The organism is Brevundimonas sp., assembly GCF_035626975.1.
GTDB lineage: Bacteria > Pseudomonadota > Alphaproteobacteria > Caulobacterales > Caulobacteraceae > Brevundimonas.
Window position 1 is genome coordinate 23,933 of sequence record NZ_DASPMQ010000028.1, and the last position, 15,426, is coordinate 39,358.

General features: G+C 70.0%; 18 protein-coding genes and 1 pseudogene. 3 read left to right on the plus strand and 16 right to left on the minus strand.

The genetic code is table 11. The annotated features are described in order from the left end of the window. The first annotated feature begins 76 nt into the window (after nucleotides 1-76). Both VEB62_RS07370 and VEB62_RS07375 read left to right on the plus strand, forming a co-directional pair. Nucleotides 77-2,476, plus strand: coding sequence for a DUF305 domain-containing protein (locus VEB62_RS07370; protein WP_324797468.1), 2,400 nt, complete (start codon nucleotides 77-79; stop codon nucleotides 2,474-2,476). A gap of 142 nt (nucleotides 2,477-2,618) precedes the next feature. Further along, on the plus strand, nucleotides 2,619-3,284 hold the full coding sequence (locus tag VEB62_RS07375; RefSeq protein WP_324797470.1) for a protein tyrosine phosphatase family protein: 666 nt from the start codon (nucleotides 2,619-2,621) through the stop codon (nucleotides 3,282-3,284). A gap of 16 nt (nucleotides 3,285-3,300) precedes the next feature. On the opposite strand, the gene VEB62_RS07380 is transcribed toward VEB62_RS07375, so the two are convergent. From VEB62_RS07380 to VEB62_RS07445, 14 genes and pseudogenes are all read right to left on the minus strand, one after another. Further along, complete coding sequence (locus VEB62_RS07380; RefSeq protein WP_324797473.1) at nucleotides 3,301-3,531, minus strand: hypothetical protein; 231 nt, start codon at nucleotides 3,529-3,531, stop codon at nucleotides 3,301-3,303. Further along, the gene (locus tag VEB62_RS07385; RefSeq protein ID WP_324797476.1) at nucleotides 3,528-3,722 is read right to left on the minus strand and encodes a hypothetical protein; all 195 of its coding nucleotides are present in this window, start codon (nucleotides 3,720-3,722) and stop codon (nucleotides 3,528-3,530) included. The genes VEB62_RS07380 and VEB62_RS07385 overlap by 4 nt, the downstream gene beginning before the upstream one ends. Nucleotides 3,723-3,801: 79 nt before the next feature. Continuing rightward, entirely contained in the window at nucleotides 3,802-4,056 is a 255-nt protein-coding gene (locus VEB62_RS07390; RefSeq protein ID WP_324797479.1) for a DUF4170 domain-containing protein, read from the minus strand. Between the two features lie 22 nt (nucleotides 4,057-4,078). Continuing rightward, nucleotides 4,079-4,888 (minus strand): 3'(2'),5'-bisphosphate nucleotidase CysQ, encoded by an 810-nt coding sequence (locus VEB62_RS07395; protein ID WP_324797482.1) that lies wholly within the window; start codon nucleotides 4,886-4,888, stop codon nucleotides 4,079-4,081. Beyond that, nucleotides 4,885-6,240 (minus strand): TldD/PmbA family protein, encoded by a 1,356-nt coding sequence (locus VEB62_RS07400; RefSeq protein ID WP_324797485.1) that lies wholly within the window; start codon nucleotides 6,238-6,240, stop codon nucleotides 4,885-4,887. Before VEB62_RS07400 ends, VEB62_RS07395 begins: the two co-directional genes overlap by 4 nt. 51 nt (nucleotides 6,241-6,291) lie before the next feature. Beyond that, nucleotides 6,292-6,699 (minus strand): MAPEG family protein, encoded by a 408-nt coding sequence (locus VEB62_RS07405; protein ID WP_324797487.1) that lies wholly within the window; start codon nucleotides 6,697-6,699, stop codon nucleotides 6,292-6,294. A gap of 2 nt (nucleotides 6,700-6,701) precedes the next feature. Beyond that, complete coding sequence (locus VEB62_RS07410; protein ID WP_324797490.1) at nucleotides 6,702-8,534, minus strand: M14 family metallopeptidase; 1,833 nt, start codon at nucleotides 8,532-8,534, stop codon at nucleotides 6,702-6,704. 69 nt (nucleotides 8,535-8,603) lie between these two features. Continuing rightward, a pseudogene (locus VEB62_RS07415) lies at nucleotides 8,604-9,224 on the minus strand (hypothetical protein); the annotation flags it as partial. 13 nt (nucleotides 9,225-9,237) lie between these two features. After that, nucleotides 9,238-10,767: a UbiD family decarboxylase gene (locus VEB62_RS07420; protein WP_324797492.1), complete on the minus strand. Its 1,530-nt coding sequence runs from the start codon at nucleotides 10,765-10,767 to the stop codon at nucleotides 9,238-9,240. A gap of 51 nt (nucleotides 10,768-10,818) precedes the next feature. Beyond that, complete coding sequence (locus VEB62_RS07425) at nucleotides 10,819-11,067, minus strand: helix-turn-helix domain-containing protein (RefSeq protein ID WP_324797495.1); 249 nt, start codon at nucleotides 11,065-11,067, stop codon at nucleotides 10,819-10,821. A 35-nt stretch (nucleotides 11,068-11,102) separates the two neighbouring features. Beyond that, the gene (locus VEB62_RS07430) at nucleotides 11,103-11,954 is read right to left on the minus strand and encodes an aldo/keto reductase (RefSeq protein ID WP_324797498.1); all 852 of its coding nucleotides are present in this window, start codon (nucleotides 11,952-11,954) and stop codon (nucleotides 11,103-11,105) included. Between the two features lie 46 nt (nucleotides 11,955-12,000). Next, nucleotides 12,001-12,528, minus strand: coding sequence for a hypothetical protein (locus tag VEB62_RS07435; protein ID WP_324797500.1), 528 nt, complete (start codon nucleotides 12,526-12,528; stop codon nucleotides 12,001-12,003). Between the two features lie 103 nt (nucleotides 12,529-12,631). Continuing rightward, nucleotides 12,632-13,180 carry a tetratricopeptide repeat protein gene (locus VEB62_RS07440; RefSeq protein ID WP_324797503.1) on the minus strand — a complete coding sequence of 183 codons (549 nt, stop codon included), beginning with the start codon at nucleotides 13,178-13,180 and terminating at the stop codon, nucleotides 12,632-12,634. Between the two features lie 79 nt (nucleotides 13,181-13,259). Further along, nucleotides 13,260-14,120 carry an alpha/beta hydrolase family protein gene (locus VEB62_RS07445; RefSeq protein ID WP_324797505.1) on the minus strand — a complete coding sequence of 287 codons (861 nt, stop codon included), beginning with the start codon at nucleotides 14,118-14,120 and terminating at the stop codon, nucleotides 13,260-13,262. Nucleotides 14,121-14,242: 122 nt separating this feature from the next. On the opposite strand from VEB62_RS07445, the gene VEB62_RS07450 reads away from it, so the two are divergent. Further along, entirely contained in the window at nucleotides 14,243-14,479 is a 237-nt protein-coding gene (locus VEB62_RS07450; protein ID WP_168044841.1) for a DUF3297 family protein, read from the plus strand. A 2-nt stretch (nucleotides 14,480-14,481) separates the two neighbouring features. Here the strand turns inward: VEB62_RS07450 and VEB62_RS07455 are convergent, their stop codons facing one another. Together VEB62_RS07455 and VEB62_RS07460 are read right to left on the minus strand one after the other, a co-directional pair. After that, nucleotides 14,482-14,925: a hypothetical protein gene (locus tag VEB62_RS07455; RefSeq protein ID WP_324797508.1), complete on the minus strand. Its 444-nt coding sequence runs from the start codon at nucleotides 14,923-14,925 to the stop codon at nucleotides 14,482-14,484. Beyond that, a complete protein-coding gene (locus tag VEB62_RS07460; protein WP_324797511.1) occupies nucleotides 14,889-15,257 on the minus strand; it encodes a hypothetical protein in 369 nt (122 codons plus the stop codon). The genes VEB62_RS07455 and VEB62_RS07460 overlap by 37 nt, the downstream gene beginning before the upstream one ends. Nucleotides 15,258-15,426 lie beyond the last annotated feature (169 nt).

Below are 15,426 nucleotides of genomic sequence, written 5' to 3' on the forward strand. Positions count from 1 at the left end.
CATGTTAGGGTCGTGATCTTCGATTCAGGGGAACAGGCCTATGTCGGCACGGCGTGTGAATTCCATCGGTCTCCTGATGGGCTGTTCGCTCATCGGTCTGGTCGCCGCGGCGGGCGCGGCCATGGCGCAGGACGTGCCGATCATCCAGCCGGGCGCGCCCGGCCAGCCGGCGCGGACGCTGAGCGCGGAGGAGGCCGTGCGGCTCGCCGCCAACCGCTATTCCGTCGACGACGTGCGCTTCATGCACGACATGATCGTGCACCACCAGCAAGCGGTGGAGATGGCCGCCCTGGTCAAGGACCGCACCAACCGGCAGCCGCTGATCGATGTGGCGGGCCGGATCGACGCCTCGCAGGCGGACGAGATCGCCTTCATGCAGGGCTGGCTGAGCGAGCGGGGCCAGAGCGCGGCGGCCGGGGCCGACCACGGCATGCATGGGGCGGGGCACGGCGCCGGCCATGGCGCGGGTCACGCCACGATGCCCGGCATGGCCACGCCCGAGCAGATGTCCGCCCTCGCCGCCGCCAGCGGCCCGGCCTTCGACCGGCTGTTCCTCGAGCGGATGATCGCGCATCACGAAGGGGCCGTGGAGATGGTCGCGGCGCTGCTGGCGCGGCCGGGCTCGGCCTACGATCCGGCGCTGTTCGAGTTCGCCAACGACGTCACCAACGAGCAGCAGGCCGAGATCCGGCGCATGACCGCGCTGCTCCGCGGGTTGTCGGACGACCCGCGCTCGACCCTGGCCCCGGGCTTCCGTGACGCCGCGCAGGCGGCCCGCAATGTGACGCTGGTCGCCAGCCTGCCCAAGCCGACGGGCTTCTTCGACACAGAGAACCCGGCCGGCCTGCCTCCGCCCATTCCGGCGGAGACCGCGGATGAAGCCCGCTCGGGGCGCGAGGCGCCTGAAGACCGTTTCGGCCAGCGCGGACCGTTCCTGAGCTTCGCCAACACCGACATGGCCTTCTCCGGAGACCTGCTGGCGGTGGGCAACTACCACGGCTTCAACCTCTACCGGCTGGGCGACGGCGCGGAGCCGCGGCTGATCAGCTCGGTGGTCTGTCCGGGCGGGCAGGGCGACGTGTCAATCGTCGGCGACCTGCTGCTGATGTCGGTCGAGCAGACCAGCGGCCGCGTCGACTGCGGCCGTCAGGGCGTGACCGGCGAGGCCAGTCCCGAGCGGTTCCGCGGCCTGCGCATCTTCAACATCGCCGATCCGGCCCGGCCGGCGCAGGTCGGTCAGGTGCAGACCTGCCGGGGCTCGCACACCCATTCGGTGGTCTCGTCCGACCCGCGCTCGATCATCGTCTACAACTCGGGCACATCGTCCGTGCGCGACGAGGCCGAGCTGCCGGGATGTGTCGGGGCGGTGCCGGGGGATCCCCGCACGGCGCTGTTCAGCATCGACGTGATCGAGATCCCGGTGGCCGATCCGTCGCGGGCCCGCATCATCGACAGCCCGCGCGTCTTCGCCGACGACGAGACCGGCCGCATCGCCGGCCTGTGGGAGGGCGGCGACCATGGCGAGCGAACCCAGAACACCAGCCGCACCGACCAGTGCCACGACATCACCGTCTTCCCGAGCGCGAAGCTGGCGGCGGGCGCCTGTTCGGGCAACGGCATCATCCTGGACATCAGCGATCCCAGGAAGCCACGCCGCATCGACGCGGTGACCGACCCGGGTTTCGCCTACTGGCACTCGGCGACGTTCAACAACGACGGGACCAAGGTGATCTTCACCGACGAGTGGGGCGGCGGGGGCCGGCCGCGCTGCCGTGTGCAGGACCCCATGACCTGGGGCGCGGACGCCATCTACGACATCGTTGACGGCAAGCTGGAGCGGCGCGGCTATTTCAAGCTGCCGGCGGCCCAGACCGAGCAGGAGAACTGCGTCGCCCACAACGGCTCGATCGTGCCGGTGCCGGGCCGCGATATCTTCGTGCAGGCCTGGTACCAGGGCGGCCTGTCGGTGATCGACTTCACCGACTCCGCCAACCCGGTGGAGATCGCGTATTTCGATCGCGGCCCGGTGGATGCGGAGCACTCGATCCTGGGCGGCTACTGGTCGACCTACTGGTACGGCGGACGCATCTACGGGACCGAGATCGTTCGCGGCCTCGACGTGCTGACGCTCCAGCCCGGCGAACATCTGACGGCGACCGAGATCGCGGCCGCCGCCATGGCGGACCAGGGCGGGACCTTCAACCCGCAGCAGCAGAACCCGGTGCGCTGGCCCGCCCACCCGACGGTGGCGCGCGCCTATGTCGACCAGCTGGAGCGGAGCGGGACCCTGCCGGCCGCCACCGTGGCCGAGTTGAGGACGGCGCTGGACGCGGCGGAGCGGTCGGACGCCGGCGCGGCGACGACGCTCACGGCGCTGGCGGGCCGCCTGCAGGCTCCGGCCGGCGACGCGGTCGCGGCCCGGCGGATCGCCTCGCTGCGGGAAACCCTGACCGGGATCGCCAACGCGCTCCGTTGACGGCTGGGGACCCGGTTCGCCGCATGTCGAGGGTGTCACGCATGTCCCGGATGTCGCGGGCGCGATTGTCGCGCGTGTCTCGCCCTGAATGTATTGCCTCGCCCGGTGGCGTTCGGAGGCGTCGGCGGCTATCTCCGGAGCCATGACGCGCTACGACCTTTCCACCCGCGCCGGCCGGTTCAAGGCGCGGTGGGACTATGTCTGGAAGGACCACGCCTTCCTGCGGCGGTGGTTCATGAACGCCCACTGGCTCGGGCCCGACCTGGTGCGGACCAACCAGCCGTCGCCACGGCAGCTGGCGTACTGGAAGTCGAAGGGGATCCGGACGGTCATCAACCTGCGCGGGGCGCGGGACGAGGCCTATTATGCGCTGGAGAAGGACGCCTGCGAGCGGCTGGGGCTGACGCTGATCAACGCGCCGCTGGACTCGCGCGATCCGCCGCAGAGGGACCGCATCCACCGGGCCCGCGAGCTGTTCCGGACCATTGAGTATCCGGTGCTGATCCACTGCAAGTCCGGGGCGGACCGGGCCGGGATGATGGCGGTGCTGTACCGGCATTTCCATCTGGGCGAGCCGATCTCCGTGGCCATCGCGCAGCTGTCGAAGAAATACCTGCACCACCGCGAAGGGCTGACCGGGGTGCTGGACTACACGCTGGAGAAATACCTGCGCGAGGTCGAGCCGACGGGGGTCAGCTTCATCGACTGGATCGACAGCGACGCCTACGACCCGAAGGCGATCCGGGCCGAGTTCAAGGCCGGCTGGTGGGGCACGGTGCTGACCGAGAAGCTGCTGAAGCGGGAGTAGGCCTCCCCGGCCAAAGTCAGCCCCACGGACCGCGCGGACCGTCGGACGAGGGCGGCGGGCGGTCGCCGTTGCGTTCCATCGACAGCTCGGCGTCGCGCCGCCCCTTGCGATCGGCTTCCCAGCGCCGGAACCAGCGCGCCCAATTCCGCTCGCCCTGCAAGGCCATGACCCATATGACCAGGGCCATCAGCAGGAAGACCAGGCTGGCGATTTCCTCGCCGCCGAGGGTGCGGCCGAACAGGGTCATGGGCGGGGGTCCTGACGAGGCGTAGACGCCGGATGGGTCGGTGTCTCGGCCGGGGTGATCGGATCGTTCCAGGCGGTGTCGGCCTCGTCGGGGCCGGGGGACGGCCCGGCGGGCTTGCGGCGCGCGGCCCAGATGACGATGCCGACGCCCAGCACCAGCAGGGCCAGGATGATCAGTGAGGGGGTCAGCATGGGGTCTCTCCCGGGCGGACGTTACAGCACAGGCTGAAAGCGCTCCAGTCCCGGCGCGGGTTCCCTGCCCGGGCCCCGATCAGTGCTCGCCGGCGTCGCCGCGCGGATCGATCATCCGGTGGGCGTGCAGGATGAAATAGCGCATGTGGGCGTTGTCCACCGTCGCCTGGGCCCGGGCCTTCCACGCCTTGCGGGCTTCCTCGTAGTTGGGGAAGGCGCCGACGAACTCGACCTTGGACAGGTCGCGGAACACCGGGGCGTCGAGGTGGCGCAGCTCGCCGCCGATGACGAGATGCAGCAACTGCGGGGCTTCGGCGTCGGCGGGCTTGGTCATGGGGCGTCCGGTGGGGAAGAAACTAGCGGGGCGCGAGCGGAATAGGCGCTGTGCGCCGCACGATCAACGGGTGAAGCGCCGGGGCGCTGCAGACCAGGCTGCTCTGGCGCGGATCGGCCTGGTTGAAGCGCCAGGCGCCGCCGTGGTGGTCACTGACCTTGCCGCCCGCCTCCTCGACGATCAGGGCCCCGGCGCAGACGTCCCAGTCCCATTTGGGGGTCAGGGCTATGGCGGCGTCGAAGGCACCGGCGGCGACCAGGGCCATGCGGTAGGCGATCGCGTTGCGCTTTTCGAAGCGCATGACCGGCCACGGCTCGGGCCAGTGCGGGCCTTCCATCAGCCGCGCGTCGGCCAGCACGGAGGCGTCGTCGAGGTCGGCGGTGTCCGAGGCGGTGATCGGCCGTCCGTTCAACGCCGCGCCGCCGCCAAGCACGGCGGTGAAGGTCTCGCCCAGGGCCGGGGCGTGGATGACGGCGGCGACCGGCCGGCCGTCCTCGACGATGGCGATCGGGATGCACCACCACGGCTTGCCCTTCATATAGGCGACGGTGCCGTCGATCGGGTCGACCACGAAGATGCGGCGGACGGACAGGCGCTGCGGCGTGTCGGCGGTCTCCTCGGACAGCCAGCCATGGTCGGGACGGGCGCCGAGCAGGGCCTCGCGGAGCAGGCGGTCGACGGCCATGTCGGCCGAAGTGACCGGGGAGCCGCCCGACTTGGACCAGATCTTCAGCCCGGCCTCGCGCTCGGCCAGAGCCAGCTCGCCGGCGGCGAGGGCGGCGGCGCGGATCAGGTCGAGGTCGGCGGCGAGGTCGGGAACGGGGTCGCTCATTTGCCCGCGATGGCGACGGCGTCGAACATCAGGGACGGGCTGTTGTTGGCCCCGCGGAACTCGAGGTCCGAGCCGCGCTGCATCCGGGCGTAGAGGTCTATGAGCTTGCCGGCCACGGTGATCTCGCTGACCGGCCAGGCGATCTCGCCGTTCTCGAACCAGAAGCCGGACACTCCCGCCGACCAGTCGCCGGTGTTGGCGTTCAGCGACGGGCCGAACATCGAGGTGACCAGCAGCCCCGTTCCGGCGTCAGCCATCAGTCCGTCGAGATCGCGGTCTCCGGGTTCGAGATGCAGGCTGTGGGCCGAGACCCCCGGCGGACCGGCGAGGCCGCGCGAGGCATGTCCTGTCGAGGTCAGGCCCAGCTGGGCGGCGGCCGCGGTGTTCAGCAGCCAGGTGGTCAGGACGCCGTCCTCGATCAGCGACTGGCGCGACACGGCGATTCCCTCATCGTCGAACGGAGTCGAGCCCATGCCGCGCGGGCGGAAGGGGTCGTCGACCAGGTTGACGCCCTTCGGAAGCACCGGCTGGCCGAGGCGGTCCTTGAGGAAGGAGGTTCCGCGGGCGATCGAGGGGCCGGAGATGGCCCCGATCAGCGGCGACAGGATCTGCATGGCGAGGCGGTTCTCGAAGATCACCGGGGCGGTGGTCGAGGCGATCTTGCGCGGGCCGGTGCGGGCGACGGCGCGGCGCCCCGCCTCGGCCCCGATGCTGTCCGCCGAGGGCAGGTCCGAAAGATGCCGGGTCGCGCGGTGCTCGCCGCCCCGCTCCATGGCTCCGTCCTTTTCGGCGATGACGCCGACGCCCAGAGAGAAGGCCGAGCCGTGATAGGCGCCGTCGAAGCCGTGCGAGGTGACCAGCCGCCAGCGGCTGGACGAGGCGGAGGCGTGGCCGCCCTCGGAGCGGACGACGCCGGGCACGGCCAGGGCGGCGGCCTCGGCCTCGGCGGACACCGCTTCCAGCTCTGCGGCGCTGCGCCCGGTCGGGTCAAACAGGTCGAGATCGGCGAAGGGGTCGCGGGCGAGCCGGTCCTGCGGGGCCAGGCCGGCGTAGGGATCCTCGGGGGCGAGGCGGGCCATGGCCACGGCGCGCTCGACCAGACGGGCGCGGGTGGCCTCGGACAGGTCGGAGGCGGAGACGGTGGCCTGACGCCCGCCGATGAAGACGCGCAGGCCGAGGTCGCGGCTTTCCTCGCGCTCGACGTCCTCCAGCGCACCGTTGCGGACCCCGACGGACAGGGCGGCGCGTTCGGCGGAGACGGCCTCGGCGGCGTCGGCGCCGGCCCTCAGCGCGGCGGCGACCAGATCGGAGAGGATGTCGGGGGAGGCGGAGGACGGCAGGCTATCGGACATGCCCCGATATGGCCGGGCCGCCCGCGCGACGCAACCGGAGCCCTGCGTGGTTCAGGGCAGATGCGGACGGATGATCAGGATGGCGGCCGCGGCGAGCAGCGGCAGCCAGGTCAGCGTCATGCCGATGATGCGGCCGATGCCCGGCCCCTTGCCGAAGCGAAGGCCGAACCCGTGAACCAGACGGCCAATGAGGAGAACGCCGCCGACAGCATGGATCACCCAGGTCTGGTTGCCGGTCAGCGCCAGCAGGATCAGGGCGCCGATCCCGACCGGAATGTATTCCGCCGCATTGCCAAAGGTGCGGGTGACGAGGGTCATCTCGTCGAGGCCCCCGTCGCCGAACAGCACCTTGAGCCGGCGGCGGCTCATGACCACCCGGATCGACAGCACGATCATCAGCAGGATCAGCGCCCCACTCCAGGCGCTCGCGGCCTGCACGGCGGTCAGATGGTTATGCATGGTCAGTTCTCCCGCCCCACCGGATAGAGCCGGTAGCGGTCATCATAGAACGGGGTTCGCTCGTAGAACCACTGCAAACGCGCGTCGCCGTCGGCGGCGAAGGCGGGGTCGGCCGCGAGCTTCGCCTCGAACTCGGCCTTCAGCGCCGGGTCGGCGGCCAGCATGCGCTCGGCCAGCGGGGCGATGGCGTAGCCCTCGATGTATTCGACGCGGCTGAGCACCTCGGGGAACAGGCCCCAGGCGAAGAAGCTCTCGGACGACTGCGGCTCCAGCAGCAGGACGACGACGTCGCCCAGCGGCTGGTCGGTGGAAACGCGGACAGAGCCGGCGGGGAACGTCCAGTCGCGGCGCTCGGGCGTGACCGAGGTGACCGTCACCGGCACATGGCCCTCGTTGGGGCGGGTCGCCAGTTTGGGGTCGTCGAGGCGGAGCATGTTCACGGACACCGTGCGCGGGGCGTCCAGGGTCTCCATGGCCACGCCGTGGATGTGCAGGCGTTCGATAATGTCGGCGCGATACGATGGCACCCAATAGGCCTCGGGGCGGCGCAGCGTCAGGGTCGGGTGGGAGGAGTAGAACGGCATCCGCCACAGTTCGGGATCCGGCTCGCCCAGCCAGCGGATCTCCGGCCGGCCGGAGGCGGGGCTGTCGTACATCTCGTAGCGGATGCCCTTGAAGGCGCGGGTGGTCGAGGGCTGGGCGTCCTGGACGAAGTTGGCGGGAATCTCGGCCGGGCGCAGGGCGCTGTCGGCGGCGATGGCGGCGCGCAGGTCGCGGCCTTCGGTCGCCAGCAGGCGCATCGCCTGTTCGAGGAAGACATAGGTTCCGAGCACCCGCTGCTCGTGCGGCTTCAGGCTGTGGTTCTCGATCAGGATGGTCGGGACGTGGGCGGCCGAGCCCCAGCCGTTGGAGAAGCGCTCGCCGAGGCCGCCGTCGGACAGGCCCGCCTTCGGATCGCCGTCGAGGCCGAAGACCAGTTCCCCGGGGATGTGGCCCTGGGCCTCGAGCGCGGCGTTGACGGCGGGCTTGAAGGCGGAATCCAGCCAGGCAGCGGTCGCCGGAGAGCGGGAATAGATGCCGTTCTCGCCGTTATATCCGTAGGTTACGTCATACTGGTAATCCATGCCGTCGGTGACGTGGATGTCGACGTAGAGGTCGGGGCGGTACTTCAGGATCAGGCCGCGCACGGCCCGCATCTCGGGCTGGTCCAGTTTCAGATAGTCGCGGTTGAGGTTCTGGTTGGCCGCCGTGTTGCGCCAGCCCTGGATGCGGGGGCCGCGCTGGTTGGGTCGGGAGTAGGCGCTGGCGCGCTCGTGGCCGTCGACCGACAGGATGGGGATCAGGATCAGGTTGACCCGGTCCAGCAGCTCGTCCTTGCCGTTGAAGGCGATGTCGCGGAGCAGCATCATGCCCGCGTCCTTGCCGTCGATCTCGCCCGGGTGGATGCCGGCCTGGGCCAGCAGCACGGGCTTGGCGGGATCGAAGGCCGCGCCGTCCTTCGAAGCGATGACGGCGTAGATCGGCCGGCCCTCGGGCGAGACGCCGAACTGCTCGATGCGGATCAGGTCCGAGGCGGCGTCGAGCCGGTCAAACCAGGCGCGGGTGTCGGCGTAGGTGGGGCTGAAGTCGTGGGCCGGGTCGGCCTCGAACGGAGTCACCCACGGGTCCGAGGCGTCGCGCAGCAGGGCGCGGCTGGCGCCGTCCCAGTCCGGCGCGGGCGGCAGGAAGGTCTGATCCCATGGCGCGGCGTTGGGAATGGTCGGGGACGCGGACTGGGACATGACGGGACTCGACACGAGGGCCGCGAGGGCGGCGAGGATCAGGGTGGAGCGCATGGCTTTCCTAATCCGCCGTCCGTCCGTGGGAGGCAACCCCGTAAGGCGAGGCCTATCCATAGGCGGGGCTTATCCATGCAGGCGCGACCGGGCCGTGGGCTCAAGGCGCAGGCGCTGGACAGACTGGTCCGGGAAGAGAAGGCGCGTCGCGTCGGCCGCCGCCGGATCGGCGAAGGCGGCGAACCAGACCAGCACCCGTTCGCCCTCGCGCACCGGCAGGCGCGGGAAGGGGTTCGGACCGGCCTCGGCGACCAGGACCGCCACCGAGGCCGCGCCAGCGTTCCGCAGGAGGGGGACGGCCTCGCGCCGGAACCGGTCCGGCAGGGGATCGTCACGTCCGTCCAGGGCGTGGACGCCGGCGATGATCCGGCCCGCGCCCGGACCGGAGGCGCCGCGCGGTCCCCGTTCGCCGGGGGTGAAGCCCAAGGCCTCATCCAGCGGTCTGAGCAGGAGGACGTTGTCGGAGTCGATCATGGTCGGGTTGGCCGTCTCGCGGTGCGCCTGCCAGACGGGGCCGAAGTAGAAGGCCTCCAGCGAACGCCGCCGGGCCTCCATATCAGGAAAGCCGCGCAGCCAGACGAAGCGGTCCGGATCGTCGAGGTCGCGGAACTGGCCGATCAGGCTCATCCCGACCGACTCCTGCCCCTCGACGAACTCGCGCTCGAACAGCTCGATCAGGACGTCCCGCCTGCCGGGATGGAGGTTATTTCCAGATGGGCGCGCCGTCGCCCGGCAGGCCCAGACGGTCCCACATCTCCGACACCCGCTCGACCACGGCCGTGTCCATGCGGATTTCCTCGCCCCATTCGCGCTTCGTCTCGGGCGGCCATTTGTCGGTGGCGTCGAGGCCGATCTTGGAGCCGAGGCCGCTCTCGGGACTGGCGAAGTCAAGGTAGTCGATCGGGGTGTTCTCGATGACGGTGATGTCGCGGGCCGGGTCCATCTTGGTGGAGATGGCCCACATCACCTGCTTCCAGTCGCGGGCGTCGATGTCGTCGTCCACGACGATGACCCATTTGGTGTACATGAACTGCCGCAGATAGCTCCAGACGCCCAGCATCACCCGCTTGGCGTGGCCGGGGTAGGCCTTCTTCATCGAGACGACGGCGATGCGGTAGCTGCAGCCCTCGGGCGGCAGCCAGAAGTCCGTGATCTCCGGAAACTGCGCGCGCAGCAGCGGGATGAAGACCTCGTTCAGCGCCTCGCCCAGCACCGAGGGCTCGTCCGGCGGACGGCCGGTGAAGGTGGTCAGGTAGATCGGGTCGCGGCGCATGGTGATGGCGCTGACCTGGAACACCGGAAAGGTCTCGACCGAATTGTAGTAGCCGGTGTGGTCGCCGTAGGGGCCTTCGGGCGCGTGCTCATCGAGCAGGACGTGGCCTTCCAGCACGATCTCCGCCTGGGCCGGGACCATCAGCGGCACGGTCTTGCAGGGGACCAGCTCGGCCTTGGCCCCGCGCAGCAGGCCGGCGAACTGGTATTCGCTCAGGGTGTCGGGCACCGGGGTGACGGCGGCGAGGATGGTCCCCGGATCGGCCCCCAGAACGACGGCGCAGGGCAGGGGCTCCTTCTTACCGGCCTTCCTGTGCCGGGCGTAATGCTGGGCCCCGCCGCGGTGGGCCAGCCAGCGCATGATCGCCTTGTCCTTGCCCAGCACCTGCATGCGGTAGATGCCGAGGTTGAAGTCGTCCTCGGCCGTGTCTGACGGCCCTTTGGTGACGACCAGGCCCCAGGTGATCAACGGCGCGGGTTCGCCGGGCCAGCAGCCCTGGACGGGGAGCGAGGTCAGATCGATCCGGTCGCCGGTCAGGACCACGTCCTGCACAGGGGCCTTCTTCACCACCTTGGGCCGCATCGACATCACCGTCCGGGCCAGCGGCAGCATCTCCATGGCGTCGCCGAGGCCGCGTGGCGGGGTCGGATTGCGCAGGAAGGCCAGCAGTTCGCCGACCTCGCGCAGTTCCCCGGCCGTGGTCCGCGTCTTCCTGTCGAGCGTCACGCCCATGGCGACGCGTTTCACCGTGCCGAACAGATTGGCGAGGCAGGGGATGGGGCTGATCGAGCCGTCCGGCATCACCGGCTTTTCGAAGATCACCGCCGGGCCGCCGTTGCGGAGCAGCCGGGTCTGGATTTCGGTCATTTCCAGATGCGTGGAGACGGGTTCCGAAACGCGCACCAGTTCGCCTTCGGCTTCCAGCAGGGCGATGAAGTCGCGGAGCGATTTGTAGGCCATGGGCGAGGCTTAGGCGGACGCGCGGCGGCTGTCACCTGCCCCTGGACGCGATCAATACGCCCGTGTGTCGGAGACCAGCGCCCACAGTGGCAGGTGCAGGGCGGTGGTCGCGGCGCCGACCTGCGCGGATGTCAGATGGCCGCGGCCGGCCTCTGCGCGGCGGACTTCCTCGAGCGACATGTGCAGCAGGGGCGCGAGATCGCCGAGCGCCATGCCCCGCTCTTCCCGCCATCGCTTCAGCCTCGCGCCGACCGCCGCGTCCAGCGGATCGACGCCGGGAAAGCCCAGAACCGAGCCCATCAGCGTTCTCCCGTCACGCGATCATTCGCCGCGTGTCAGGCCCATTCCTGATCCCATTTGAAGGCGGGATCAATCCAGTCGCCGAGGCGGCCGTCGGGGCGGGCGAGGGCGTGGATGCGGTCCATCTGTTCGGGCGTCAGCGCGAAGTCGAAGATGTCGAAATTCTCCGCGGCCCGGCTTTCCTTCGCGGTGCGCGGAATGGCGATGACGTTCTGCTGGATCAGCCAGCGCAGGGTCACCTGACCGGGCGTTTTGCCGTGGGCCCGGCCGATCTCGTTCAGGGTCGGATCGTCGGCGATCTTGCCCTGGGCCAGCGGCGACCAGGCCGTGATCGAGGAGCCGAGGTCGCGGGCGGTTTCCAGCAGCGTCGTGAGCTTCAGGTACGGATGATATTCGACCTGATTGGTGACCAGCGTCGCCTTCGACACCGCCTGGGCCTGGCGGAATTCCGCGGACGGGAAGTTGGACAGGCCGATGGTCCGGGTCAGCCCGCGATCCTTCGCGTCGTTCAGGGCTCCCAGCGTCTCGGCGAAGGCCGGTTTCTTCCTGGGCCAGTGCAGCAGCAGCAGGTCGGGCGTGAAGCCGAGGCTGGCGGCGGACTCCTCCGCCTGCTTCAGCAGGGGGTCGCGGTGGAAATGGTCGACCCAGATCTTGGTGGTCAGCCACAGGTCGCCGCGGGCGACATGGCCCGCCTCGATGGCGTCCCGGATGCCGTCGCCGACGGCCGCCTCGTTGCGATAGATCCACGCCGTGTCGATGTGCCGGTAGCCGATGCGCAGCGCCTCCGCGACCATGCGCCGGGCGTCGTCGGGCTCGAGCATCCAGGTGCCGAAGCCGAGCAGCGGGATGGCGTGGCCGTCGACGGTGATGGCGGGCTGGGTGATCATGGCGGGCTCCGGAAGACCCGCTTACCTAGGCGCGACGGTCGGCCGGTCAACGGCGGCGGTAGGTGAAATCGTAGCCGGGTGTCCAGGTGACGCCGTCGTCAGTCGAGGATTCACCGCGCTGCCGCACCGACCCGTCGGGCTCGGGGGAGACGGTCATTCGCTGGATCGTGCCGGGCCGGCCGGGCGCCTCCAGCACCATGGCGCCGTCGCGCGGGCCGCCTTCGAACACCGTCACCGCCCCGCCGCTGTCCATGTAGAACTGGCGCCATACGCCGCCGCGCCGGGCGTCGTAGGCGCTGAAGCTGACCCCGTGATAGGTCGCCGGCGCGCCGCCGGGCCCCACGGTCTGGCGGTAATCCTCCTCGATGGCGCACCCGCCGGCGGTCGAGGAGATGGTGCTGCGCGCCACCACGGCAGCCGTGCCGGTGGCGCTGACGTCCCAGTCCCCGACCCAGAAGTTGAAGGCGCTGTGGTCGGCGTCGGCGCAGTCGACGGGCGGCGGCGGGGGCGCCGCCGGAGGGGCGGCGGGCGGGACGGTCTGCAGCAGGGCCGCGAACAGGATGGCGTGGATCATGAGGTCCTCCCGGAGGGAAGAAGGAACCTGTCGGCCCCGGGGCGTCAACTTAACGTGCGGTGACGCCGTCCGTCGGCGGGCCGGTCGCGCAGCGGCCCCGGGGCTAGTTCAGCCCGGCCGTCTGCTTGATCGAGGCGATCTGGGCCGTGAAATAGGGCTGCTGGCCATTACGCTTCAACAGGGCGTCGAATTCCTCGAGCAGTTTGACCGCGTCCCCGGGCTGGCCCTTGCGGACCAGCTGGGCGGCCAGGCTGCCGCGCACGTCGACCAGGCTGGGGACGAGCTCCAGCGCCTTTCTGTTGGCCCGGATGGCGCCGTCGAGGTCGCCCGTGGCATCGAGGCTGATCGCATAGCCGGCGTACATGTCATAGGTGATCACGCCCAGGCCCTCGGCGTATTTGTAGAACGGCACGGCCTCGCGGTGATGGCCGGCGCGGGTGTAGGCGATGCCCGCCTTGGCGTTGACCGCCGGGTCATTGGGGTAGGTCTTGAGGTAGCCGTGGTAGTTGGCCGCGGCGCAGTTCCAGTTGCGCTGGGCGAAGCAGTTGTCGCCGTCCTCCAGACTGGCCGGCAGCGGCGCCGCGGCCTTCGGCGATCCGCAAGCGGCCAAGCCAAGCGCCAGGGCCACGACGACGAGATTCACGACACGCAACGGCTGCTCCCCCGAACAATACCTCCCACGCGCTAGCACGGGGCGCGCCGCGCCGTCACCTGCAATGCGCCGGGCGGCGTCAACCGGCCCGGAGCCAGTCGAACATCTCGTCCCACAGCGGCTCCATGCCGCGGCGGAAGGCGCCCTCGTGGCCGATGCGGGCGACTTCGTAGTCCGACGGCGCACGGACCACCACCTCGCGCGGAGCGTTCGGATAGACCTCGAGCAGGATCGGCGAGGTGACCGGGGTGGCGATCGGATCGTCGGTGAAGATCCACGAACGGATCGGCGCCGTCACCGCCTCGAAATGGTGCGGCTTCAGCCGGTCCTTCAACTCGTCGCGGAAATAGGGCTCTTTCAGGCACCAGCGCCGCCAGGTCTCCCAGACGCCGCGCGGCAAATCCGTCCCCGCCCACAGGCCCCCGCCTCTGATATAGCCGCGCCGGAACAGGCTCCACGGGCCGTAGCCGAACCAGAAGAACAGCTCGAGCGGGTTGTAGGACCGGTGGTGCCGGCCCCAGTAACCGCTGCCGACCGAGACGAAGGCGTGGCGAGCGATGCGATGCTGGTTGGGCATGAAGCCGAGGAAATGACCGCCGACGCTGTGGCCGACATGGACGATCGGCAGCCCCGGCGCGGCCCCGATCAGGGCGTCGAGGGCGGCGGGCATGTCGAGCCGCCCCCAGTCCGGATAGTCCATCTTCATCGCCGCGAGATTCTCGGGCCGCGATCCGGCGATGCCGCGGAAATCGTAGGTCAGCACCGCCGCGCCCCTGCCCGCCAGATGTCGGGCGAACCGGTCGTAGAAGCCTTTGGGAAATCCGGTGCCGGAACTGACCAGCACTGCGACGGTCGGCCGTTCAGCCGAGATCAGCCGCATCGACAGCGGATAGCCGTCGGCGGCGGAAGCGGTGAAATCGCGGGTGACGAGGTCGTTCATCCTAGGTCCGTAGCTATTCGCAACGAACCTAGCCGATTGACGCGGCGTCAGGTCAAGCTCTCTTGGAGTGGGCGTCATCCTCGGCTAAAGGCCGCGACCTGTCCTTCGCCGAGCGCCCGACCATGACCGACCTTCCCGACCGCCTGTCCGTCGATCCCGACAGCCCGTTCCACGACGCCGACCTGCTGGCCAAGGGGATCGGCGTCCGCTTCAAGGGCGAAGACAAGACCAATGTCGAGGAATACTGCGTCTCCGAGAGCTGGGTGCGCCTCGCCGTCGGCAACCGCGTAGACCGCCGCGGCAAGGCCCTGACGGTCAAGCTGCAGGGACCGGTCGAGCCCTACATCAAGGGCGAATAGCCCTACGGAGCCCGTCGGAATTCGACCTGCTCCGACGGGCTGTCCAGGATCAGCGCGCCGCCTTCGATGAGGGTCGCGCGGTTCACGCGGTCCATGAAGGCGCCGAAGCGCTCTTCCCACGGGGTCGTCATGCGTTCGCAGACCGCTCCGGCGTCCGGCGTCACCTCCATCAGCGTTCCGTCCTGCCGATAGCGCCAGTCTTCGAAGACGCAGGCGTTGGCGTCGATCCGCCCATCCGTGATCGTGATCTCGATCGGCTCGGACCCGGCGGGCGGGGCGACGCCGTGGAAGACATGCAGCCGCCAGCGGCCGGTGATGTCAGGCCGGGGCGGAGGCGGCGCGGCCTCGAAAATCAGGCTCGTGCCCGGACCGGTCAGCCGCAGGGTTCCGTCATCGCGTTCGGCCCGGGTCACCGCCGACAGGGTGCGGCTGAACCGGTTTCCCATGGCGACAGGCCGCGGGCGCACATCGCCCCGGGATTGGCGTCGGTGACAACGAGCCGGTCTCCTTCCCGCTCATAGCGCCGCCAGAAGGCCACGCACTGCGAGCGGGCCCGAAAGGTGAAGTCGCCCACCGTCATCAGGATCGGGTGGATCGAGTCGGTGTCGTCGGGCGCGGGGGCCGGGCGGCCGTTCATGGCCGTCAGCCGCCATTCGCCGCGAATGTCGGCCGGCGCCGGGGCTTCCGCGGGCGACGGCGCGACCGGCCGCTGTGCATCCGGGGCCGGGGCGGCCGGGCTGCAGGCGACGAGGCACAGGGCGACAAGGATGGCGCGCATGACCACAGAGCGAATGAGGGGGGCGGTGGTTTCATGCATGCCGCCGGGACCCCCGTCAGGAGCGACCAGCCCTGCTTATGCGGCGGCGGAGAAAACTCCGGCCCGGGCCGCTTCTCGCTCCGGTGTGCGCGGTCTAGGTTCGGCCTCCTTCTGAGTCCCGGAGTTACCG